Origin of the sequence: Streptomyces sp. NPDC008092, from assembly GCF_042957285.1 — a bacterium.
In the GTDB taxonomy this organism is placed as follows: domain Bacteria; phylum Actinomycetota; class Actinomycetes; order Streptomycetales; family Streptomycetaceae; genus Streptomyces.
The window spans coordinates 306,651-327,469 of record NZ_JBIBHY010000006.1; the positions used below are offsets into that span (position 1 = coordinate 306,651).

The 20,819-nt window shown below is 72.0% G+C and carries 16 protein-coding genes; 8 read left to right on the plus strand and 8 right to left on the minus strand.

What is annotated here, in order from left to right; all coding sequences use genetic code 11:
- The first annotated feature begins 19 nt into the window (after positions 1 to 19).
- Genes ACFZB3_RS21335 through ACFZB3_RS21350 form a run of 4 tightly spaced genes read left to right on the plus strand, consistent with a single transcriptional unit; the run spans position 20 to position 3,459 of the window.
- A complete protein-coding gene (locus ACFZB3_RS21335) occupies positions 20 to 772 on the plus strand; it encodes an enoyl-CoA hydratase family protein (protein ID WP_391377206.1) in 753 nt (250 codons plus the stop codon).
- Complete coding sequence (locus tag ACFZB3_RS21340; RefSeq protein WP_391377207.1) at positions 765 to 1,613, plus strand: CoA-transferase; 849 nt, start codon at positions 765 to 767, stop codon at positions 1,611 to 1,613. Before ACFZB3_RS21335 ends, ACFZB3_RS21340 begins: the two co-directional genes overlap by 8 nt.
- A complete protein-coding gene (locus tag ACFZB3_RS21345) occupies positions 1,610 to 2,410 on the plus strand; it encodes a CoA-transferase (RefSeq protein ID WP_391377208.1) in 801 nt (266 codons plus the stop codon). The genes ACFZB3_RS21340 and ACFZB3_RS21345 overlap by 4 nt, the downstream gene beginning before the upstream one ends.
- Entirely contained in the window at positions 2,410 to 3,459 is a 1,050-nt protein-coding gene (locus ACFZB3_RS21350; RefSeq protein ID WP_391377209.1) for a nitronate monooxygenase, read from the plus strand. Before ACFZB3_RS21345 ends, ACFZB3_RS21350 begins: the two co-directional genes overlap by 1 nt.
- Positions 3,460 to 3,634: 175 nt before the next feature.
- On the opposite strand, the gene ACFZB3_RS21355 is transcribed toward ACFZB3_RS21350, so the two are convergent.
- The 3 genes from ACFZB3_RS21355 to ACFZB3_RS21365 are packed head-to-tail and all read right to left on the minus strand — an operon-like array spanning position 3,635 to position 6,254.
- Positions 3,635 to 4,792, minus strand: coding sequence for an acetyl-CoA C-acetyltransferase (locus ACFZB3_RS21355; RefSeq protein WP_391377210.1), 1,158 nt, complete (start codon positions 4,790 to 4,792; stop codon positions 3,635 to 3,637).
- Positions 4,793 to 4,838: 46 nt separating this feature from the next.
- Positions 4,839 to 5,450: a TetR family transcriptional regulator gene (locus ACFZB3_RS21360; RefSeq protein ID WP_391377211.1), complete on the minus strand. Its 612-nt coding sequence runs from the start codon at positions 5,448 to 5,450 to the stop codon at positions 4,839 to 4,841.
- 15 nt (positions 5,451 to 5,465) lie between these two features.
- The gene (locus tag ACFZB3_RS21365; protein WP_391377212.1) at positions 5,466 to 6,254 is read right to left on the minus strand and encodes an SDR family oxidoreductase; all 789 of its coding nucleotides are present in this window, start codon (positions 6,252 to 6,254) and stop codon (positions 5,466 to 5,468) included.
- 53 nt (positions 6,255 to 6,307) lie between these two features.
- Between ACFZB3_RS21365 and ACFZB3_RS21370 the strand changes: the two genes are divergently transcribed.
- Positions 6,308 to 7,447 carry an acyl-CoA dehydrogenase family protein gene (locus ACFZB3_RS21370; RefSeq protein WP_391377838.1) on the plus strand — a complete coding sequence of 380 codons (1,140 nt, stop codon included), beginning with the start codon at positions 6,308 to 6,310 and terminating at the stop codon, positions 7,445 to 7,447.
- Position 7,448: 1 nt separating this feature from the next.
- Positions 7,449 to 8,408: an acyl-CoA dehydrogenase family protein gene (locus tag ACFZB3_RS21375; RefSeq protein ID WP_391377213.1), complete on the plus strand. Its 960-nt coding sequence runs from the start codon at positions 7,449 to 7,451 to the stop codon at positions 8,406 to 8,408.
- Positions 8,409 to 8,477: 69 nt separating this feature from the next.
- On the opposite strand, the gene ACFZB3_RS21380 is transcribed toward ACFZB3_RS21375, so the two are convergent.
- From ACFZB3_RS21380 to ACFZB3_RS21400, 5 genes are all read right to left on the minus strand, one after another.
- On the minus strand, positions 8,478 to 10,139 hold the full coding sequence (locus ACFZB3_RS21380; protein WP_391377214.1) for a cytochrome b N-terminal domain-containing protein: 1,662 nt from the start codon (positions 10,137 to 10,139) through the stop codon (positions 8,478 to 8,480).
- Positions 10,140 to 10,235: 96 nt separating this feature from the next.
- The gene (locus ACFZB3_RS21385; RefSeq protein WP_391377215.1) at positions 10,236 to 10,961 is read right to left on the minus strand and encodes a VWA domain-containing protein; all 726 of its coding nucleotides are present in this window, start codon (positions 10,959 to 10,961) and stop codon (positions 10,236 to 10,238) included.
- Between the two features lie 152 nt (positions 10,962 to 11,113).
- Complete coding sequence (locus ACFZB3_RS21390; RefSeq protein ID WP_391377216.1) at positions 11,114 to 12,574, minus strand: glutamate synthase small subunit; 1,461 nt, start codon at positions 12,572 to 12,574, stop codon at positions 11,114 to 11,116.
- Positions 12,567 to 17,105 (minus strand): glutamate synthase large subunit, encoded by a 4,539-nt coding sequence (gene gltB, locus ACFZB3_RS21395; RefSeq protein ID WP_391377218.1) that lies wholly within the window; start codon positions 17,103 to 17,105, stop codon positions 12,567 to 12,569. The genes ACFZB3_RS21390 and gltB overlap by 8 nt, the downstream gene beginning before the upstream one ends.
- 430 nt (positions 17,106 to 17,535) lie before the next feature.
- Entirely contained in the window at positions 17,536 to 18,267 is a 732-nt protein-coding gene (locus ACFZB3_RS21400) for a VIT1/CCC1 transporter family protein (protein WP_351489454.1), read from the minus strand.
- 298 nt (positions 18,268 to 18,565) lie between these two features.
- Between ACFZB3_RS21400 and ACFZB3_RS21405 the strand changes: the two genes are divergently transcribed.
- Both ACFZB3_RS21405 and ACFZB3_RS21410 read left to right on the plus strand, forming a co-directional pair.
- Positions 18,566 to 19,696 carry an ADP-ribosylglycohydrolase family protein gene (locus tag ACFZB3_RS21405; protein ID WP_391377220.1) on the plus strand — a complete coding sequence of 377 codons (1,131 nt, stop codon included), beginning with the start codon at positions 18,566 to 18,568 and terminating at the stop codon, positions 19,694 to 19,696.
- The gene (locus tag ACFZB3_RS21410; RefSeq protein ID WP_391377222.1) at positions 19,693 to 20,811 is read left to right on the plus strand and encodes an ADP-ribosylglycohydrolase family protein; all 1,119 of its coding nucleotides are present in this window, start codon (positions 19,693 to 19,695) and stop codon (positions 20,809 to 20,811) included. Before ACFZB3_RS21405 ends, ACFZB3_RS21410 begins: the two co-directional genes overlap by 4 nt.
- Positions 20,812 to 20,819: the final 8 nt, after the last annotated feature.

Below are 20,819 nucleotides of genomic sequence, written 5' to 3' on the forward strand. Positions count from 1 at the left end.
GAAGGTAGCTGATGCGTCCATGGGTGTCTCCACCTCGTCCCCGGAAAAGGGCATCGCGCTCGTCACGGTCGACCACCCGCCGGTGAACGCACTGCCGGTGCGGGGCTGGTTCGCGCTGGCGGACGCGGTTCGCGCGGCCGGCCGCGACCCCGGGACCCGGTGCGTCGTGCTGACCGCGCGGGGCCGGGGCTTCAACGCGGGCGTGGACATCAAGGAGATACAGGCGGACGGGCACGCGGCGCTGCTCGGCGCCAACCGGGGCTGCGCGGAGGCCTTCGCGGCGGTGTACGAGTGCGAGACCCCGGTGGTGGCCGCGGTGCACGGCTTCTGCCTGGGCGGCGGGATCGGGCTGGTGGGCAACGCGGACGCGATCGTGGCGAGCGAGGACGCCGTCTTCGGGCTGCCGGAGCTGGACCGGGGCGCCCTGGGCGCGGCCACCCACCTGGCCCGGCTGGTCCCGCCGCATCTGATGCGGACGCTGTACTACACCTCGCGCACGGCGACCGCCGCCGAGCTGCACGCGCACGGCTCGGTCTGGCGGGTCGTGCCCCGCGCCGAACTCGGCTCCGCGGCGCTGGAGCTGGCGCGGGAGATAGCCGCCAAGGACGGCCGGCTGCTGCGTCTCGCCAAGGCCGCCATCAACGGCATCGACCCCGTCGACGTGCGGCGCGGCTACCGGTTCGAACAGGGCTTCACCTTCGAGGCCGCCCTCAGCGGGGTGGCCGACCAGGTCCGTGACACCTTCGGGAAGGAGGGTGCGGGGAGTGACTGACAAGACGATGACCGCCGACGAGGCCGTCTCCCGGCTGGCCGGCGGCATGACCCTCGGCATCGGCGGCTGGGGTTCCCGGCGCAAGCCGATGTCCCTGGTCAGAGCAGTGCTCCGGAGCGGTATCGACGATCTGACGCTGGTCTCGTACGGCGGCCCGGACGTCGGGATGCTGGTCGCGGCCGGCCGGGTGCGCAAGCTGGTGACGCCCTTCGTCACCCTCGACTCCGTCCCGCTCGAACCGCACTACCGCGCGGCGCGGGAACGCGGGGCGTTCGAACTCATGGAGGTCGACGAGGGCATGTTCATGTGGGGCCTGCACGCGGCCGCGAACCGGCTGCCCTTCCTGCCGGTGCGGGCGGGGCTCGGCTCGGACGTCATGCGGGTCAACCCCGGCCTCCGGACGGTCGCTTCGCCGTACGACGACGGGGAGACCTTCGTGGCGATGCCCGCCCTGCGCCTGGACGCGGCCCTGGTCCACGTCAACCGCGCCGACCGGCTGGGCAACGGGCAGTACCTGGGCCCGGACCCGTACTTCGACGACCTGTTCTGCGAGGCGGCGGACACGGCCTACGTCTCCTGCGAACGGATCGTGGACACGGCCGAGCTGACGAAGGAGGCGGCCCCGCAGTCGCTGCTCGTCAAGCGGCTGAACGTGACGGGGGTCGTGGAGGCGCCGGGCGGTGCGCACTTCACGTCCTGCGCCCCCGACTACGGCCGGGACGAGGCGTTCCAGCGGCTGTACGCGACGGCGTCGTGGGCGGAGTTCGCCGAGCGGTTCCTGGCCGGGGACGAGCAGGCGTACCGGTCCGCGGTGCGGAACTGGCAGGAGGAACGGGGATGACAGAGACGACAGGGGTGACCGGGGTGACGGGGGCGACGGGGGCGACGGGGGCGACGGGCACACCGCACACGGGGGTGCTGCGCTCCGAGTACTGCGTCATCGCCTGCGCCGAGGCCTGGCGCGGCGCCGGTGAGATCCTGGCGAGCCCCATGGGCCTGATCCCCTCCCTGGGCGCCCGCCTGGCCCGGCTGACCTTCGCGCCGGACCTGCTGCTGACCGACGGCGAGGCCCTGCTGGTCCGCCCGGACGGGACACCCGAGGGCTGGCTGCCCTACCGGCAGCATCTCGCCCTGGTGTCCGGCGGCCGCCGGCACGTGATGATGGGCGCGAGCCAGCTCGACCGGTACGGCAACCAGAACATCTCCTGCATCGGCGACTGGTCCCGCCCCCGGCGCCAGCTGCTGGGGGTGCGCGGGGCACCTCTCAACACCCTCAACAACCCGACGAGTTACTGGGTCCCGAAGCACTCCCGGCGGGTCTTCGTGGCGAAGGTCGACATGGTGTGCGGGGTGGGGTACGACCGGGTCGCCGCGCATCCGGGCACGGAGCGCTACCACCGCATCCCGAGGATCGTCACCGATCTGGGCGTCCTCGACTTCGAGACCCCCGACCGTTCGATGCGGCTGGCGGCACTGCATCCGGGGGTGAGCACCGACCAGATCCGGGAGGCGACGGGCTTCGAGCTGGCCGTACCGGAGGAGGTGCCGTACACCCGGGAACCGAGCGCGGCGGAGCTGCGGCTGATCCGCGAGGTGCTGGACCCGGCCGGCGCCCGGACGAAGGAGGTCGCCGGCTGATGGAGACGGCACTGACGCGGCTGGCCGGGATCCGGCATCCGATCGTCCAGACCGGGATGGGCTGGGTGGCGGGCCCCCGCCTGGTCTCGGCCACGGCCGACGCCGGAGCCCTCGGCGTCCTCGCCTCCGCCACGATGACGCTCGACCGGCTGCGCGACGCGATAGCCGAGGTGCGGTCCCGTACGGACGCACCGTTCGGGGTGAACCTGCGGGCGGACGCGGCCGACGCCGGCGACCGGGTCCGGCTGATCATCGACGGGGGTGTGCGGGTGGCGTCCTTCGCGCTCGCCCCCTCCCCCGAGCTGATCGCCGAACTGAAGGAGGCGGGCGTGGTGGTGATCCCGTCCGTCGGGGCGCGGCGGCACGCCGAGAAGGTGGCGGCGTGGGGCGCGGACGCGGTGATCGTGCAGGGCGGCGAGGGCGGCGGGCACACCGGCGAGGTGGCGACGAGTGTGCTGCTGCCGCAGGTGGTGGACGCGGTGCGGATACCGGTGGTGGCCGCCGGGGGGTTCTTCGACGGCCGGGGTCTGGTGGCGGCGCTGGCGTACGGCGCGGCGGGGGTCGCGATGGGCACCAGGTTCCTGCTCACCTCGGACTCGACGGTGCCGGACGCGGTGAAGGCGAGGTATCTGGCGGCGACGGTCCGGGACGTCACGGTGACCAGGGCGGTGGACGGGCTGCCGCACCGGATGCTGAGGACCGACCTGGTGGCCGCGCTGGAGCGTTCGGGCCGGGCCAGGAGTCTGCTGCACGCGATCCGGCGTGCGGCGGGATTCCGGAAGCTGTCCGGGCTCACCTGGCGGCAGATGGTGCGGGACGGCCTGGCCCTGCGGCACGGCAAGGAGCTGTCCTGGAGTCAGGTGCTGCTGGCCGCGAACACGCCGATGCTGCTCAGGTCGGCGATGGTGGACGGCCGTACGGACCTCGGGGTGATGGCGTCCGGGCAGGTCGCCGGGGTGATCGACGACCTGCCGTCGTGCGCGGAGCTGGTGGACCGGATCATGGAGGAGGCGGAGGAGACCCGGGAACGGCTCATGGCCCTGAAGTGAGGGCTCACAGCCGTTCGATGATCGTCACGTTCGCCTGGCCCCCGCCCTCGCACATGGGCACCATCCCGAACGGCCCCCTCGCACTGCTCGGCCCCGGGGGGCCTCCCAGGCTTCGGCGGCCTGCGCCGGACTCCGTCCGCCGAAGTGGTGGCGGGCCATGTCCCATCCGCTCCGCTCACAGCCGTTCGATGATCGTCACGTTCGCCTGGCCCCCGCCCTCGCACATGGTCTGGAGGCCGTACCGGCCGCCGGTGCGCTCCAGTTCGTGCAGGAGGGTCGTCATCAGTTTGACGCCGGTGGCGCCGAGCGGGTGGCCGAGGGCTATCGCACCGCCGTTGACGTTGACCTTGGCGGGGTCGGCGCCGGTCTCCTTGAGCCAGGCGAGGACGACCGGGGCGAAGGCCTCGTTGATCTCGACGAGGTCGACGGCGTCGATGGTGAGGCCGGTCTTCTTCAGCGCGTGGGCGGTGGCCGGGATCGGGGCGGAGAGCATCCGGACGGGGTCCTCGCCGCGGACGGAGAGGTGGTGGACGCGGGCCCGGGGGCGGAGTCCGTGCTCGCGGACCGCGCGTTCGGAGGCGAGCAGCATCGCGGCGGCGCCGTCGGAGACCTGGGAGGAGCAGGCGGCGGTGATGGTGCCGCCGTCGACGACCGGCTTCAGGGCGGCCATCTTCGCCAGGGAGGTGTCGCGGCGCGGGCCTTCGTCCACGGCGACCGGACCGTAGGGCTCGATCTCCCGCTCGAAGCGGCCCTCGTCGATGGCGCGCAGTGCCCTCCGGTGGGAGTTCAGGGCGAACTCCTCCTGGTCCTGGCGGCTGATGCCCCACTTGGCGGCGATCATCTCGGCGCCGGCGAACTGGTTGACGGGCTGCCTGCCGTACCGGGCCCGCCAGCCCTCGCTGCCCAGGAAGGGGCCCTCGGTGAGGCCGAGCGGCTCGGCGGCCTGGCGGGACGCGAAGGCGATGGGGATCTGCGACATGTTCTGAACGCCGCCGGCGACCACCAGGTCCTGGGTGCCGGAGAGGACGGCCTGCGCGGCGAAGTGCACGGCCTGCTGCGAGGAGCCGCACTGGCGGTCGACGGTGACGCCCGGCACCTCCTCGGGCAGCCCGGCGGCCAGCCAGCTGGTGCGGGCGATGTCACCGGCCTGCGGCCCCACCGCGTCGAGGCAGCCGAAGACGACGTCCTCGACGGCGGCCGGGTCCACGCCCGACCGCCGCACCAGGGCGGTCAGCACGTGGGCGCCCAGGTCGGCCGGGTGGACCCCGCTCAGTCCGCCCTTGCGCCGCCCGACCGGCGTGCGCACCGCTTCGACGATGTAGGCCTCGGCCATGTCAGCAACTCCCTCGGCAGAAAGGGGCTTTCAACGAATGGGTGAGCTATTCGCGGACGGCGATCCCGTCCAGCACCATCGACAGGTACTGCCGGGCGATCTCCTCCGGGCTGTGCTGCCCGCCGGGCCGGTACCAGGAGGCGGCGACCCATACGGTGTCGCGCACGAACCGGTAGGTGAGGCGGACGTCGAGGTCGGCGCGGAAGACGCGTGCGGCGACCCCGCGCTCCAGCGTCGACAGCCAGGCCTTCTCGAACCTGCGCTGCGACTCGGCGAGGAAGCCGAACCGCTCCTGCGCGACCAGTTGCTTGCTCTCCTTCTGGTAGATGGCGACGGCGGCGCGGTGCCGGTCGATCTCCCGGAAGGACTCGGTGACCAGGGCTTCGAGGGTCTCGCGGGGGCCGAGTCCGGCGTCCAGGACGGTGTCGTAGCCGCCCCAGAGCTCGTCGAGGAAGGTCCGCAGGATCTCCTCCAGCATCGATTCCTTGGAGTCGAAGTGGTAGTAGAGGCTGCCGGCGAGCATGCCCGCGTGGTCCGCGATCTTGCGTACGGTGGTGGCGTTGTAGCCCTGTTCGGCGAAGACCTCGGCGGCGGTCTCGAGGAGTTCGCGCCGCCGGGCGGGCGCGGCGGTCACCTGGGGCTTCTTCTTGGTCGGCACGGGCACATTCTCGTCCTACGGATGCTGGCTGCTGACGGAGAGGACCTCTCCGGTGAGGTAGGAGGAGTAGCCGGACGCGAGGAAGACGATGGCGTTGGCCACCTCCCAGGGTTCGGCGTACCGCCCGAAGGCCTCGCGGGCGGTGAGCTCCTCCAGCAGCTCCGCCGAGGTCACCTTCACCAGGTGCGGGTGCATGGCGAGGCTCGGCGCCACCGCGTTGACCCGCACCCCGTACGCGGCGGCCTCGATGGCCGCGCACCGGGTCAGGGCCATCACCCCGGCCTTGGCGGCGGCGTAGTGGGCCTGGCCGGCCTGGGCGCGCCAGCCGACGACGGAGGAGTTGTTGACGATCACCCCGCCCTGCCCGCTCTCGCGGAAGAGCCGCAGCGCGGCGCGCGAGCACCGGAAGGTGCCGTTGAGGGTGACGTCCAGGACCCGTGTCCACTGGTCGTCCGTCATGTCGGCGAGGGCCGAAGTCCCGCCGAGACCGGCATTGTTGACGACGATGTCCAGCCGCCCGTGCTCCCGCACCGCGGTGTCGAAGAGGCCCTGCACCTGGGCCTCGTCGGTCACGTCGCACGGGACCGCGGTCACGGCACCCGGATGCTCGCCGGCCAGCTCGGCCGCGTGCTCCTTCAGGCGCCGCGGGTGCGCGTCGCTGATCAGCACGCGGGCGCCCTCCTCCAGGAAGCGGCGCGCGGTCGCCCCGCCGATCCCCGCCCCGGCCGCGGCGGTGATGACCGCGGTGCGGCCTTCGAGCAGCCCGTGCCCGGGCACGTACTCCGGACTCTCGACGCCTGTCATGGGCCCACGCTAACCTACCAAACACTTGTTAGGGAAGGACGGTGACGGCGACCGTGGACCTGACCCACAGCCCGGCCGACGAGGAGTTCCGCGCCGAGGCCCGCGCCTGGCTCCGGGCCCATGTGCCGCGTGGCCCGCTGCCCTCGCTGGAGACGGCGGAGGGGTTCGCGGCGCACCGCGCCTGGGAGGCCGAACTGGCCGCGGACCGCTGGTCGGTGGTGTCCTGGCCCGAGGAGTACGGCGGCCGGGGCGCGGGGCTGACGCGGTGGCTGGTCTTCGAGGAGGAGTACTGGGCGGCGGGCGCGCCCGGCCGGGTCGGGCAGAACGGCATCAGCCTGCTCGCACCGACCCTGTTCGACCACGGGACCGAGGAACAGCGCGCCCGGGTGCTGCCGCCGATGGCCACCGGGGAGGCGGTCTGGGCGCAGGCGTGGTCCGAGCCCGGGGCCGGTTCCGACCTGGCCGCCCTCACCTCCAGGGCCGCGCGGACGGACGGCGGCTGGCTGCTCACCGGCCAGAAGACGTGGTCGTCGCGGGCCGCCTTCGCCGACCGCGCGTTCGGCCTCTTCCGCAGCGAGCCGCACCTGCCCAGGCCGCACCAGGGACTCACCTACCTGATGTTCGACCTGCGCGCACCGGGGGTGACGGTGCGCCCGATCGGCCGTCTCGACGGGAAGCCGGCGTTCGCGGAGCTGTTCCTCGACGAGGTGTTCGTGCCCGACGAGGACGTGGTCGGCGAACCGGGCCAGGGCTGGCGGATCGCGATGTCGGCGGCGGGGAACGAGCGGGGGCTGACCCTGCGGTCGCCGGGACGGTTCCTGGCCGCCGCCGACCGGCTGCGGGACCTCTGGCAGGCGCGGGGCGAACCGGAGTCGGCCGCGGCCCGGGTGGCCGACGCGGTCGTCGGCGCCCGCGCGTACCAGCTGTTCACCTACGCGGCCGCGGCCCGCTTCCTGGACGGCGGGTCGCTCGGCCCGGAGTCCAGCCTGAACAAGGTGTTCTGGTCGGAGCTGGACCTGGCGCTGCACGAGACGGCGCTCGACCTGCTGGGCGCGGAGGGCGAGCTGGCCGACACGCCGTGGTCGGAGGGCTACGTCTTCTCCCTCGCCGGTCCGGTCTACGCGGGCACCAACGAGATCCAGCGCGACATCATCGCCGAGCGGCTGCTCGGCCTGCCGAAGGGACGCCGCTGACATGCGCTTCCTCCTCGACACCGGGCAGCGGGACTTCGCCGACGCCCTGCGGGCGCTGCTGACGGCAGCGGACACACCGGCGGTGGTACGGGAGTGGAGCCGCGGCGAACGGGCGAGCGGGCGGGCGCTGTGGGGCCGGCTCGGCGACGCGGGGGTGTTCGGGCTGACCGTGCCGGAGGAGTACGGCGGGGTGGGTCGCCGGCCCGTCGAACTCGCCGTCGCTTTCGTCGAGTTGGGCCGGTACGCGGTGCCGGGGCCGCTGGCGGAGACGGTGGCGGCGGCGGTCCTGCTCGATGACGGCGCGAGCCTCGCCAAGCGGTTCCTGCCGGGGATCGCGTCGGGCGGGACGATGGCGACGGTGGCGTTCGAGCAGCACGGTTACGGGTTGGCGCTGGACGGGGACGCGGCCGATGTGCGGCTCGCGGCCGCACCGGAGGGCATGCGGCTGTCCTCCGGCGCCGGGGCGGTACGCCGGTCCCTGGATCCCGCCCGCCGGCTCACCCCGCTGGTTCCGGTCGGCGAGCTGCTCGGCACGGAGCCGCCGTGGGCGGAGGCACGGACCTGGGCCCGGCTGGCCACGGCGGCGCAGGCGCTGGGGGTGGGGCTGGCCCTGCTCGACAGAACGGTGGCGTACGTGAAGCAGCGGACCCAGTTCGGCGTGCCCGTCGGGTCGTTCCAGGCGGTCCGGCATCGGCTGGCCCACGTGAAGATCGCGCTGGAGTTCGCGCGGCCGCTGGTGTTCGGGGCCGCGGTGACGATGACTCCGCCGGATGTGGCCGCAGCGAAGCTCAGCGCCTGCGCGGCGGCGTATGCGGCAGCGCGGGCCGCGCTGCAACTGCATGGGGCGATCGGCTATACGGCGGAGTACGACCTGTCGTTGTGGGTGACCAAGGCACGTGCGCTGCGGGGTGCTTGGGGAACTCCGGAGGAGTGTCGGAGGGTGGTTCTCGGTCGTCCTTAGGGTGCGGGCCGGTGCGGGCTGGTCGCGCAGTTCCCCGCGCCCCTGAAGGGGCGCCTCAGCTCGCGGCGTTCAGTGGTGATCCCCGCTCGTGATCTCCCGGTACTCCTCCTTCGTGGGCTTCGGGATGTGGGTGTCCGGGCCGTACATCCCCTTGGCCAGGCTCGCCCGTACCCGCTGCGCGACCGTGACCTTGCGTCGTACGCCGTTCGCGTCCTCCAGGGGGCCCAGCTCGTAGGGCGGGTTCTGTTCGTGCTGGGTGAGGACGAACAGGCTCTCCTGGCTGAGGGGTTCGTGGACCTCGATGTACTCGCCGTGCGGAAGCAGCTTGATGAGGCCGGTCTCCCTGCCGTGCAGGACCTTGTCGCGGTCCCGGCGCTGCAGGCCGAGGCAGATGCGCTTGGTGGCGATGAAGGCGAGTACGGGGACGACGAAGACGGAGATCCGCACGAACCAGGTGATCGAGTTGATGGAGAGATGGAGATGGGTGGCGACGACGTCGTTGCCGCCGCCGATCAGGAGGACGCCGTAGAGGCTGAGCCAGGCCACGCCGAGGGCGGTGCGGACGGGGACGTTGCGCGGGCGGTCGAGGATGTGGTGCTCGCGCTTGTCGCCGGTGATCCACGCCTCGATGAACGGGTAGACGCCGATGGCCAGGAGGAAGAGCGGGAAGGCCGAGAAGGGGATGAGGACGCCCAGCTCCAGGGTGTGGCCCCAGGCGTTGATCTCCCAGCCGGGCATGACGCGGATCAGGCCCTCGGAGAAGCCGAGGTACCAGTCGGGCTGGGCGCCGGTGGTCACCAGGTCGGGGCGGTAGGGGCCGAAGGCCCACACCGGGTTGATGGTGGCGATGCCGCCGATGAGCGCGAGGACGCCGAAGACGAGGAAGAAGAAGCCGCCGGCCTTGGCCATGTAGACCGGCAGGAAGGGCATGCCGACCACGCTCTTCTGGTCGCGTCCGGGCGCCGGGTACTGGGTGTGCTTGTGGTAGAAGACCAGGATCAGGTGGGCGACGACCAGCCCGAGCATGATCCCGGGCAGCAGCAGGACGTGGATCGGGAAGAAGCGCGAGATGATGTCGTGGCCCGGGAACTCCCCGCCGAACAGGAACATCGAGAGGTACGAGCCGACGATCGGGATCGACAGGATCGCGCCGTCGGCGAACCGGACGCCGGTGCCCGAGAGCAGGTCGTCGGGGAGCGAGTAGCCGGTCAGGCCGGTGAGGATGGCGAGGAACAGCAGGAGCCAGCCGAACAGCCAGTTGACCTCGCGCGGCTTGCGGAAGGCGCCGGTGAAGAACACCCGCATCATGTGGACGAGCATGCCGGCCACGAAGACCAGCGCCGCCCAGTGGTGGATCTGCCGGATCAGCAGGCCGCCGCGCACGTCGAAGCTGATGTGCAGCGTCGACTCGTACGCCTTGGTCATGACGATGCCGTTCAGCGGCTGGTAGGTGCCGTGGTAGACGACCTCGGCACCGCTCGGCTCGAAGAACAGGGTGAGGTAGATGCCCGTGAGGATCAGGATGAGGAAGCTGTAGAGGCAGATCTCCCCCAGCATGAAGGACCAGTGGTCCGGGAACACCTTGCGCATGTTCGCCTTGGCCAGGCCGTAGATCCCCAGCCGGCCGTCGGCCCAGTCCGCGAGCTTCTCACCCTTGCCGGGCGGCTCCGCTCGCTGCGCCGAACTCCCCACCCGCGCCTGACCGTTCACCGTTCGTGCCGCGTCGTCCATACGTCGCGTCGCCTCCCCGCCGGATCACCCCTCAGGGTGGCACGCCGGAGCGCTACAGCCAACGGTGCCGCGTAAAGTCAGCCGGGCCGTCCGGGTTCAGCCGGCCCGTACGACGCCCGCCGCCCGCGCCGCCGCCAGCCACTGCGGGAACTCGCCGACGAGACGGTCGTACAGCTCGCCGTCCGGTACCTTCGCCGGGTCCGAACCGGCGTGGAAGAAGCCCGCGTTGTCCACGGCCCGCTTCTGCGGCACCGCCAGTTCGTCGAGCTTGCGCAGGAAGTCGAACTGTTTGCTGTGCGGGTCGCCGAAGCCGACGAACTGCCAGAACAGCGGCAGCCTGGCCGCCTTGCACAGGTAGCGCTCCGCGGCGAGCTTGTTGATCGGGCCGCCGTCGGTCTGGAAGACGACCAGGGCGGGGTCGGTGGCGCCGCTGTCGAGATAGTGGTCGATCACGGCGTCCATGGCCAGGTGGTAGCTGGTCTTGCCCATGTGCCCGAGCCCGGCCGCGATCTTCCCGATCCGGCCGGTGTGTTCGGCGAGCCTGATGTCGGTGACCGCGTCGATGTCGGTGGAGAAGAAGACGACGGGGACCCGGCCGTCGTCGTCCAGGTGGGCGGAGAGGCCGAGGACCCGGTCGGCGAGTGCCTGCACGCTGCCGTCGGCGTAGTACGGCTTCATCGAGCCGGAGTAGTCGACGACCAGGTAGACGGCGGCCCGGAGTCCGTCGAGTCCGTGTTTGGTGAGGGAGATCCCGGCGGAGCGGTAGGCGCCGACGAGTGCGGGCGCGGTCTGCTCCATCTTGCTGAGACTGATCGCGGCCATCCCGGCTCCCCCTCGACTCGTGGTCAGGAGGCCGAGATTACTTGACCGGCGGACATGCGGCGGCGCCTGCCCGGTCGTCCGGTCGGGGACTGTGGGGCAGGCGCCGTCAGTGTTCCGTACGCCTTTGTACGGGACGTTCTACGGGGTGACGGTCAGACCATCAGCGAGCGGTCCGTCGGGCGGATCGGGGCCGGGAGGTCGCTCGCTCCGGTGAGGAAGCGGTCGACGCCCTTGGCGGCCGAGCGGCCCTCGGCGATCGCCCAGACGATCAGGGACTGGCCGCGGCCCGCGTCGCCGGCGACGAAGACGCCGGGGACGTTGGTCTGGAAGTCGGCGTCGCGGGCGACGTTGCCGCGCTCGTCGAGTTCCAGACCGAACTGCTCGACCACACCGTTGACCCGGTCGGTGCCGGTGAAGCCCATGGCCAGGGTGACCAGCTGGGCCGGGATCTTCCGCTCGGTGCCCGGCTTCGGGGTCAGCCTGCCCTCGACGAACTCCACCTCGGTGAGGTGCAGCCACTGGACGTTGCCGTCCTCGTCGCCCTCGAAGTGGGTGGTGGAGACGGAGTAGACCCGCTCGCCGCCCTCCTCGTGCGCCGAGGTGACCTTGTAGAGCATCGGGAAGGTCGGCCACGGCTGGTTCGGCGCGCGGTCCTCGCCCGGGCGGGGCATGATCTCCAGCTGGGTGACGGAGGCCGCGCCCTGGCGGTGGGCGGTGCCCACGCAGTCCGCGCCGGTGTCGCCGCCGCCGATCACGACCACGTGCTTGCCCTCGGCCGAGATCGGCGACACCACGTAGTCGCCCTCCTGGACCTTGTTGGCCAGGGGCAGGTACTCCATCGCCTGGTAGACACCCTTGAGCTCGCGGCCGGGGACCGGGAGGTCACGAGCGGTGGTGGCGCCGGCGGCGATGACGACCGCGTCGTACCGCTTCTTCAGGTCGGTCGCCTTGAGGTCGACGCCGATCTCGATGCCGGTACGGAAGCGGGTGCCCTCCGCGCGCATCTGCTCGATGCGCCGGTTGATGTGCCGCTTCTCCATCTTGAACTCGGGGATGCCGTAGCGGAGCAGGCCGCCGACGCGGTCGGCGCGCTCGTAGACGGCGACGGTGTGGCCGGCCCGGGTGAGCTGCTGGGCGGCGGCCAGGCCCGCGGGGCCCGAGCCGATGACGGCGACGGTCTTGCCGGACAGGCGCTCGGGGGCCTGCGGGGCGACGGTCCCGGCCTCCCACGCCTGGTCGATGATGGAGACCTCGACGTTCTTGATGGTGACGGCCGGCTGGTTGATGCCGAGCACGCACGCCGACTCGCACGGGGCCGGGCACAGACGGCCCGTGAACTCCGGGAAGTTGTTCGTGGCGTGCAGGCGCTCCGACGCCGCCGGCCAGTCCTCGCGGTAGGCGAAGTCGTTCCACTCGGGGATCAGGTTCCCGAGCGGACAGCCGTTGTGGCAGAACGGGATGCCGCAGTCCATGCACCGGCTGGCCTGCTTGCTGATGATCGGCAGCAGCGAACCCGGGACGTAGACCTCGTTCCAGTCCTTGACGCGCTCGGTGACGGGACGGGTCCTCGCGACCTCACGGCCGTGGTTCAGGAAGCCCTTCGGGTCAGCCATTGATCGCCGCCTCCATCATCTTCTCGTGGGTCTCCGTCTCGGAGAGACCCGCTCGCTCGGCGGCGTCCTTGGCGGCGAGCACTGCCTTGTACGTGCTGGGGATGATCTTGCTGAACCGCTGCACGGCCGTGTCCCAGTCGGCGAGCAGCTTCTCGGCGACCGTCGAGCCGGTGTCCTCGGCGTGACGGCGCACCACGTCGTGCAGCCACTGCTTGTCCGCGTCGTCCAGGGCCTCGATCGCGTCCACGCTGGCGACGTTGACGTTGTCGCGGTCCAGGTCGATGACGTAGGCGACGCCGCCCGACATGCCGGCCGCGAAGTTGCGGCCCGTCTCGCCGAGGACCACCGCCTGGCCGCCGGTCATGTACTCGCAGCCGTGGTCGCCCACGCCCTCCGAGACCACCAGCGCACCGGAGTTGCGGACGCAGAACCGCTCGCCGGTACGGCCGCGCAGGAACAGCTCGCCGCCGGTGGCACCGTAGGCGATGGTGTTGCCCGCGATGGTGGAGTACTCGGCGAGGTGGTCGGCCGCGCGGTCCGGACGGACGATGACACGGCCGCCGGACAGGCCCTTGCCGACGTAGTCGTTGGCGTCGCCCTCCAGGCGGAGCGTGACGCCGCGCGGCAGGAAGGCGCCGAAGGACTGGCCGGCCGAGCCGGTGAAGGTGATATCGATGGTGTCGTCGGGCAGGCCCGCGCCACCGAACTTCTTCGTCACCTCGTGGCCGAGCATGGTGCCGACCGTGCGGTTGATGTTGCGGACCTTGATCTGGGCGCGCACCGGCTGGGCGTCGGTGGCGCTGGAGGCGGCCAGGGCGTCGGAGGCGAGCTTGATCAGCTCGTTGTCCAGGGCCTTCTCCAGGCCGTGGTCCTGCGCGACCGTCTGGTGCAGCGCCGCGCCCGCGGGCAGTTCGGGCACGTGGAAGAGCGGGGCCAGGTCCAGGCCCTGCGCCTTCCAGTGGTTGACGGCGCGGGTGACGTCGAGCGTCTCCGCGTGGCCGACGGCCTCCTCGATGGAGCGGAAGCCCAGCTCGGCGAGGATCTCGCGGACCTCCTCGGCGATGAACCTGAAGAAGTTCACCACGTACTCGGCCTTGCCGGAGAAGCGGTCGCGCAGCACCGGGTTCTGGGTGGCGACGCCGACCGGGCAGGTGTCGAGGTGGCAGACGCGCATCATGATGCAGCCGGAGACGACGAGCGGCGCGGTCGCGAAACCGAACTCCTCGGCGCCGAGCAGCGCGGCGATGACGACGTCACGGCCGGTCTTCAGCTGGCCGTCGGTCTGCACGACGATCCGGTCGCGCAGGCCGTTGAGCAGCAGGGTCTGCTGGGTCTCGGCGAGGCCGAGCTCCCAGGGGCCGCCCGCGTGCTTGAGCGAGGTCAGCGGGGAGGCGCCCGTACCGCCGTCGTGGCCGGAGATGAGCACGACGTCCGCGTGGGCCTTGGAGACACCGGCCGCGACCGTGCCGACGCCGACCTCCGAGACCAGCTTGACGTGAATCCGCGCCTGCGGGTTCGCATTCTTCAGGTCGTGGATCAGCTGGGCCAGGTCCTCGATGGAGTAGATGTCGTGGTGCGGCGGCGGGGAGATCAGGCCGACACCCGGGGTGGAGTGCCGGGTCTTGGCGACCCACGGGTAGACCTTGTGGCCGGGCAGCTGGCCGCCCTCGCCGGGCTTGGCACCCTGGGCCATCTTGATCTGGATGTCGTCCGCGTTGACCAGGTACTCCGAGGTCACGCCGAAGCGGCCGGAGGCGACCTGCTTGATGGCGGACCGGCGGGCCGGGTCGTACAGGCGGTCCGGGTCCTCGCCGCCCTCACCGGTGTTGGACTTGCCGCCCAGCTGGTTCATGGCGATGGCGAGGGTCTCGTGGGCCTCGCGCGAGATGGAGCCGTAGGACATGGCGCCGGTGGAGAACCGCTTGACGATCTCGGAGACCGGCTCGACCTCGTCGACGGAGATCGACGGACGGTCGCTGTTGAAGCCGAAGAGGCCGCGCAGCGTCATCAGCCGCTCGGACTGCTCGTTCACGCGGTCCGTGTACTTCTTGAAGATGTCGTAGCGGTTGGCGCGGGTCGAGTGCTGGAGGCGGAAGACCGTCTCCGGGTCGAACAGGTGCGGCTCGCCCTCGCGGCGCCACTGGTACTCGCCCCCTATCTCCAGGGCGCGGTGGGCCGGCGCGATGCCGGAGGCCGGGTAGGCCTTGGCGTGGCGGGCGGCGACCTCCTTGGCGATGACGTCGATGCCGACGCCGCCGATCTTGGAGGCGGTGCCGTTGAAGTACTTGTCGACGAAGCCCGCTTCGAGACCGACGGCCTCGAAGACCTGCGCGCCGCGGTAGGAGGCGACCGTGGAGATGCCCATCTTGGACATGACCTTCAGGACGCCCTTGCCGAGGGCGTAGATCAGGTTCCGGATGGCCTGCTCGGCCTCCATGCCCGGCAGGAAGGTGCCCGCGCGGGTCAGGTCCTCGACGGACTCCATGGCCAGGTACGGGTTGACGGCGGCGGCGCCGAAGCCGATCAGCAGGGCGACGTGGTGGACCTCGCGGACGTCGCCGGCCTCCACGAGCAGGCCCACGTGGGTGCGCTGCTTGGTGCGGATGAGGTGGTGGTGGACGGCCGCGGTGAGCAGCAGCGACGGGATCGGCGCGTGCTCGGCGTCCGAGTGCCGGTCCGACAGGACGATCAGGCGGGCGCCGTTCTCGATGGCGGCGTCGGCCTCGGCGCAGATCTCCTCGATGCGCGCGGCGAGCGAGTCGCCGCCGCCGGAGACCCGGTACAGGCCGGACAGGGTCGCGGCCTTGAAGCCGGGCATGTCGCCGTCGGCGTTGATGTGGATGAGCTTGGCCAGCTCGTCGTTGTCGATCACCGGGAAGGGCAGCACGACCGAGCGGCAGGACGCGGCGTTCGGGTCGAGCAGGTTGCCCGCGGGGCCGAGGGACGAGCGCAGCGAGGTGACGAGCTCCTCGCGGATCGCGTCCAGCGGCGGGTTGGTGACCTGCGCGAAGAGCTGGGTGAAGTAGTCGAAGAGCAGGCGCGGGCGCTCGCTCAGCGCGGCGATGGGCGAGTCGGTGCCCATGGAGCCGATCGGCTCGGCACCGGCCTTGGCCATCGGCGCGAGGATGACGCGCAGCTCTTCCTCGGTGTAGCCGAAGGTCTGCTGGCGGCGGGTGACCGAGGCGTGGGTGTGGACGATGTGCTCGCGCTCGGGCAGGTCGCCCAGCTCGATCTCGCCGGCCTCCAGCCACTCCGCGTACGGCTGCGCGGCGGCAAGGCCCGCCTTGATCTCGTCGTCCTCGATGATGCGGTGCTCGACGGTGTCGACGAGGAACATCCTGCCCGGCTGCAGCCGGCCCTTGCGGACCACCCTGGCGGGGTCGATGTCGAGGACACCGACCTCGGAGCCGAGGACGACCAGGCCCTCGTCGGTGACCCAGTAGCGGCCGGGACGCAGACCGTTGCGGTCGAGAACGGCGCCGACCTGGGAGCCGTCGGTGAAGGTGACGCAGGCGGGGCCGTCCCAGGGCTCCATCATCGTGGAGTGGTAGCCGTAGAAGGCGCGGCGGGCCGGGTCCATGGAGTCGTGGTTCTCCCACGCCTCCGGGATCATCATCAGCACGGAGTGCGGCAGCGAACGCCCGCCCAGGTGCAGGAGCTCCAGCACCTCGTCGAAGGAGGCCGAGTCGGAGGCGTCGGGCGTACAGATCGGGAAGACCCGGTCCAGCTTCTCCTGCGGGCCGAACAGGTCGGAGACCAGCTGCGACTCGCGGGCCCGCATCCAGTTGCGGTTGCCCTTGACGGTGTTGATCTCACCGTTGTGGGCGACGAACCGGTAGGGGTGCGCGAGGGGCCACGACGGGAAGGTGTTCGTGGAGAACCGGGAGTGCACGAGCGCGATCGCGGATGCGAAGCGGCGGTCGGACAGGTCCGGGAAGAAGGGCTCCAGCTGGCCGGTGGTCAGCATGCCCTTGTAGACGATGGTCCGCGCGGACAGCGACGGGAAGTAGACGTCGACCTCGCGCTCGGCGCGCTTGCGCAGCACGAACGCCTTGCGGTCCAGCGCGATGCCCTCGCTGGCCCCGTCGGTGACGAAGATCTGCCGGAAGACCGGCATGGTGGAGCGGGCGGTGGCGCCGAGCAGCTGCGGGGCGACCGGGACCTCGCGCCAGCCGAGGACGGTGAGGCCCTCCTCGTCCGCGATCGTCTCGATCCGCGAGACGGCGTCCTGGGTGCCGTCCTCCGGGAGGAAGGCGATGCCGACGGCGTACGAACCGGCGGCCGGCAGCTCGAATCCGGCCACCTCGCGGAAGAAGGCGTCGGGCACCTGGGAGAGCAGGCCCGCGCCGTCGCCGGAGTCGGGCTCGGAACCGGTCGCGCCGCGGTGCTCCAGGTTGCGCAGAACCGTGAGCGCCTGCTCGACCAGCGCATGGCTCGCCTCGCCGGTGAGGGTGGCCACGAAGCCGACGCCACAGGCGTCGCGCTCGTTGCGGGGGTCGTACATACCCTGCGCAGCAGGGCGAGCATCCATGAACGACCAGTTTCGGCCGTTCGTGGAGTGCTGGGACGGCTGGCGCGGCGTACGCATCGGCTCTCCCGTCGTCGTCAGTGGCGTATAGCAGGTGCCGAGGGACGACGCTGGCCCTCTGCGTTTTTGTTGCGAAATTTCACGCAGGTTACATGATGGAGCGGTTCTCGGGAACTGGATACACCGTTCCAACATGCGGACGCCGCAGGGGTTTACGGCGCGGTACCGCGCAAAGCGGTGAAGGTGGTGGGGGACCGATCCGGACAGATCCGTGTCCATCGGTCCGCGGGGGCGGGGTGGGCGTCGCGCCACCCCACAGGTGCATGGCAGGCCTCATTGCCTGCGGCGCTTACGGCTCATGCCCAGTGGTTAAGCATTCGAAACCAGCGAGTAACGGGTATTTATGCGGCCCAACGCATAGCTACCAGTCGCCCTATCCTACGGCCGTCCCGAAAAGGGTGCCCAGGGCGTACGTCACACCGGCCGCCGCGCCGCCCAGCGCGAGCTGCCGCAGACCGCTGAACCACCAGCTCCGCGCGGTCACCTTGGCCACCACGGCACCGCACCCGAACAGCCCGGCGAGGGCCAGCAGCAGGGCGGGCCAGAGCGCGGTCGCGCCGAGCAGGAACGGCAGCACGGGCAGCAGCGCGCCCAGCGCGAACGACCCGAAGGAGGAGACGGCGGCGACCAGCGGCGAGGGCAGGTCGCCGGGGTCGATGCCGAGTTCCTCGCGGGCGTGTATCTCCAGCGCCTGCTCCGGATCGGCGGACAGCTGCCGGGCGACCTCCCGGGCCAGCGCCGGCTCGACGCCCCGCGCCTCGTAGAGCGCGGCCAGCTCGGCCTCCTCGTCCTGCGGGTGCCTGCGCAGCTCCCGGCGCTCCACGTCCAGCTCGGCCTCGACGAGCTCGCGCTGCGAGGCGACGGAGGTGTACTCGCCGGCGGCCATCGAGAAGGCGCCGGCGGCGAGGCCCGCGAGCCCGGTGATGACGATGGTCTGGTGACCGACGGCCCCGCCGGCCACACCGGTCATCAGGGCGAGGTTGGAGACCAGTCCGTCCATGGCACCGAAGACGGCGGGCCGCAGCCAGCCCCCGTTCACATCCCGGTGGGTGTGGTTGTCACGGTGGGCTTCGTGCAAGGTCGCCTGGGTCTCGATGACGGCCATGAGGGGTCCCCCAAAAGGTCTCGCGGTATGCCCCGAATAAGCTGAGGCAAAGCTAACTTTGGACAAGTTCTATGTTTCGACAACGCCGACAGTACGCCGCGACATTCCCTGTCGCCAGCAAGGAAAGGCTCGGCTAACCTGCGGCTTTACCCTTTTCCGCTCACACGTGCGAGGGTGTGCACAGATGTCGACCGGGTGATGTGGAGGCCCTTCAGGCTGCGGTCAACCGCCGTTGGTGGGACACATCCGCAAACGGTTCCGCGCCCTCGCGCGAAGCCCCTCCCGGAGAGGCCCGCCCATGTCATCGATCGTCTGCACCCCGCCGGTCCCCGCCCCCGACGAGCGCGCCCCGGAGCTGTACGACCGGGCGCGGGGCGCGCTCCTGGGGCTGGCCGTGGGAGACGCGCTCGGGGCACCGGCGGAGAACATGAAGCCCTCCGAGATCCGTGCCCGCTGGGGCCGCATCACGGGGTACGTGACCGACCGTCCGGCCGGCACGGACGACACCGAGTACGCGATCTTCTCCGGCCTCCTCCTCGCCCGGCAAGGCTCGGCACTCACCCCGGCCCATGTCGAGGCGGCCTGGCACGAGTGGATCGCCGACCGCGCCGAGGGCCCCTTCAAGGGCGCCGGCTTCAGCGAACGCGGCACCCTGGAGAACCTCCGCCGGGGCCTCGCCGCCCCCATCTCCGCCCAGCACCGGCACGCCTGGAGCGACGGCCTGGCCATGCGCGCGGCCCCCTTCGGCGTCTTCGCGGCGGGCCGCCCCGCCGAGGCGGCCCGGCTGGTCGCCGTGGACGGCTCGGTGAGCCACGAGGGCGAGGGCATCTACGGCGGCCAGGCGGTGGCCGCGGGGGTCGCGGCGGCGATGGCCGGGGCCCCGCCGACGGCGGTGGTGGCGGCCGCACTCGCCGTCGTCCCCGACGACTCCTGGACGGCCCGCTCCCTGCGCCGCGCGGTGTCCGTGGCCCACCGCGGCGAGCGGGCGGTCCGCACCGCGGTGGTCATCGGCGGCTACCCGTGGACCGACCTGGCCCCGGAGGCGGTGGCCCTGGCCTTCGGCGCGTACGCCGCGGCGGACGGCGACTTCCGGGACGCGGTGCTGACCGCCGTGAACATGGGGCGCGACGCGGACACGACGGCCGCGGTGGCCGGCGCGCTGGCCGGAGCGACCCGCGGGGAGGCGGCGATCCCGCCCGAGTGGGGGGCGGCGATCGGGCCGGCCCGCGGCAGCTGCCTGCCGTCGATGGCCGGGCACCATGTGCTGGAGGTGGCGGAACTGCTGCTGGGGGCGGCTTCCGCACAGACCGGGCCGCCTCGCTCCGCCCCGGCGTTCCTGCCGACCGAGCCGGATGACGGGTGGGCGAGGTCTTCGAGGGCCGGGGCGCGCAGCCCGCTGGGCGTCAGCTGCGGCGAGGGGGACCGGTGAACCGGCGCCGTATCGAGGGGCTCCTCCTCGGCCTCGCCGCGGGCGACGCCGCCGGCTGGCCTTCCGCGCGGCACCGCGCCTCCCGCATGCCCGAGTGGACCCGCCGCCTCACCCGCGAACTCGACACCTTCGCCGAGCAGAACGCGACCACCACCCTCCCCGTCCCCATCGCCCTGAACCAGCCCCCCGAGCCCCTCCGCCTCGGCCCCTCCGACGACGCCGAGTGGGCGGCCTTCGCCGCGGAGGCCGTGCTGCGCGCCGGCGACGACACCGTCCTCGGCGACCTCAGCCGCGAACTGCGCACCCGCGCCGCCATCGACCTCACCTGGACCGCCGTCGCCTCCGAGGTCGCCGCCGCGGCCGAACGCGCCCCGGAGATCGAGTCGGCCGTCCTCCCGCTGCGCGCCCGCATCTCCGTCCGGGCCGGCCTCGGCAACCTCGCCGCCGGCCTGCGCCCGCCCGCCACCGGCCACGACAACCCGCACTACTTCGACGACGCCGCCTGCGTCCGCGCCTGCGCCCTCGCCGTCGCCCACCCCGGCGACCCCCAACGCGCCGCCGACCTCGCCGAGTTCGACGCCCGCTACACCCAGGACGGCGACGGCGTGCACGGCGCCCGGGCCATGGCGGCCGCGCTCGCCCTCGCCCTCGTCGGCGCCGAGGTCGAGACCTGCGTGGCCGCGGCCCTCGCCGAACTCCCCGAGGCCACCGAGATCGGCCGCAACACCCGGCACGCCCTGACCCTCACCGGCGCCGCGGACACGGCGTTCGCCCTCGTCCCCCTCCTCGAACACCAAATCGTCGACCACGTCTACAGCTACGGCATCGCCGCCGCCGAGACCGTCCCGGTCGCCCTCGCCCTCGCCACCGCGGCCCGCGGCCGGATCGCCGAGGCCGTACCCGCCGCGGCCTGCCTCTCCCGGGTCGCCGACTCGGCCCCCGCCCTGGCCGGCGCGCTCACCGGCGCCCTCGGCGGCGCCGACGCGATCCCGCCGTCCTGGCGGGACGCCTGCCGCACCCTCTCCGGCTGCGCCCTCCCCCGGCTCACCGGCACGGACCTCGTGGAACTCGCCGAACTCCTGGAAGCCACACAACCGGCCCTTCCAGGTGGATGATTCGGTGC

Excerpts from the sequence above, each read along its gene's own strand:
- ACFZB3_RS21335 (WP_391377206.1), top strand. The coding sequence starts at position 20 with ATGGGTGTCTCCACCTCGTCCCCGGAAAAGGGCATCGCGCTCGTCACG.
- ACFZB3_RS21345 (WP_391377208.1), top strand. The coding sequence starts at position 1,610 with ATGACAGAGACGACAGGGGTGACCGGGGTGACGGGGGCGACGGGGGCG.
- ACFZB3_RS21350 (WP_391377209.1), top strand. The coding sequence starts at position 2,410 with ATGGAGACGGCACTGACGCGGCTGGCCGGGATCCGGCATCCGATCGTC.
- ACFZB3_RS21355 (WP_391377210.1), bottom strand. The coding sequence starts at position 4,792 with ATGGCCGAGGCCTACATCGTCGAAGCGGTGCGCACGCCGGTCGGGCGG.
- ACFZB3_RS21365 (WP_391377212.1), bottom strand. The coding sequence starts at position 6,254 with ATGACAGGCGTCGAGAGTCCGGAGTACGTGCCCGGGCACGGGCTGCTC.
- ACFZB3_RS21375 (WP_391377213.1), top strand. The coding sequence starts at position 7,449 with ATGCGCTTCCTCCTCGACACCGGGCAGCGGGACTTCGCCGACGCCCTG.
- ACFZB3_RS21380 (WP_391377214.1), bottom strand. The coding sequence starts at position 10,139 with ATGGACGACGCGGCACGAACGGTGAACGGTCAGGCGCGGGTGGGGAGT.
- ACFZB3_RS21385 (WP_391377215.1), bottom strand. The coding sequence starts at position 10,961 with ATGGCCGCGATCAGTCTCAGCAAGATGGAGCAGACCGCGCCCGCACTC.
- ACFZB3_RS21390 (WP_391377216.1), bottom strand. The coding sequence starts at position 12,574 with ATGGCTGACCCGAAGGGCTTCCTGAACCACGGCCGTGAGGTCGCGAGG.
- gltB (WP_391377218.1), bottom strand. The coding sequence starts at position 17,105 with ATGGATGCTCGCCCTGCTGCGCAGGGTATGTACGACCCCCGCAACGAG.
- ACFZB3_RS21400 (WP_351489454.1), bottom strand. The coding sequence starts at position 18,267 with ATGGCCGTCATCGAGACCCAGGCGACCTTGCACGAAGCCCACCGTGAC.
- ACFZB3_RS21405 (WP_391377220.1), top strand. The coding sequence starts at position 18,566 with ATGTCATCGATCGTCTGCACCCCGCCGGTCCCCGCCCCCGACGAGCGC.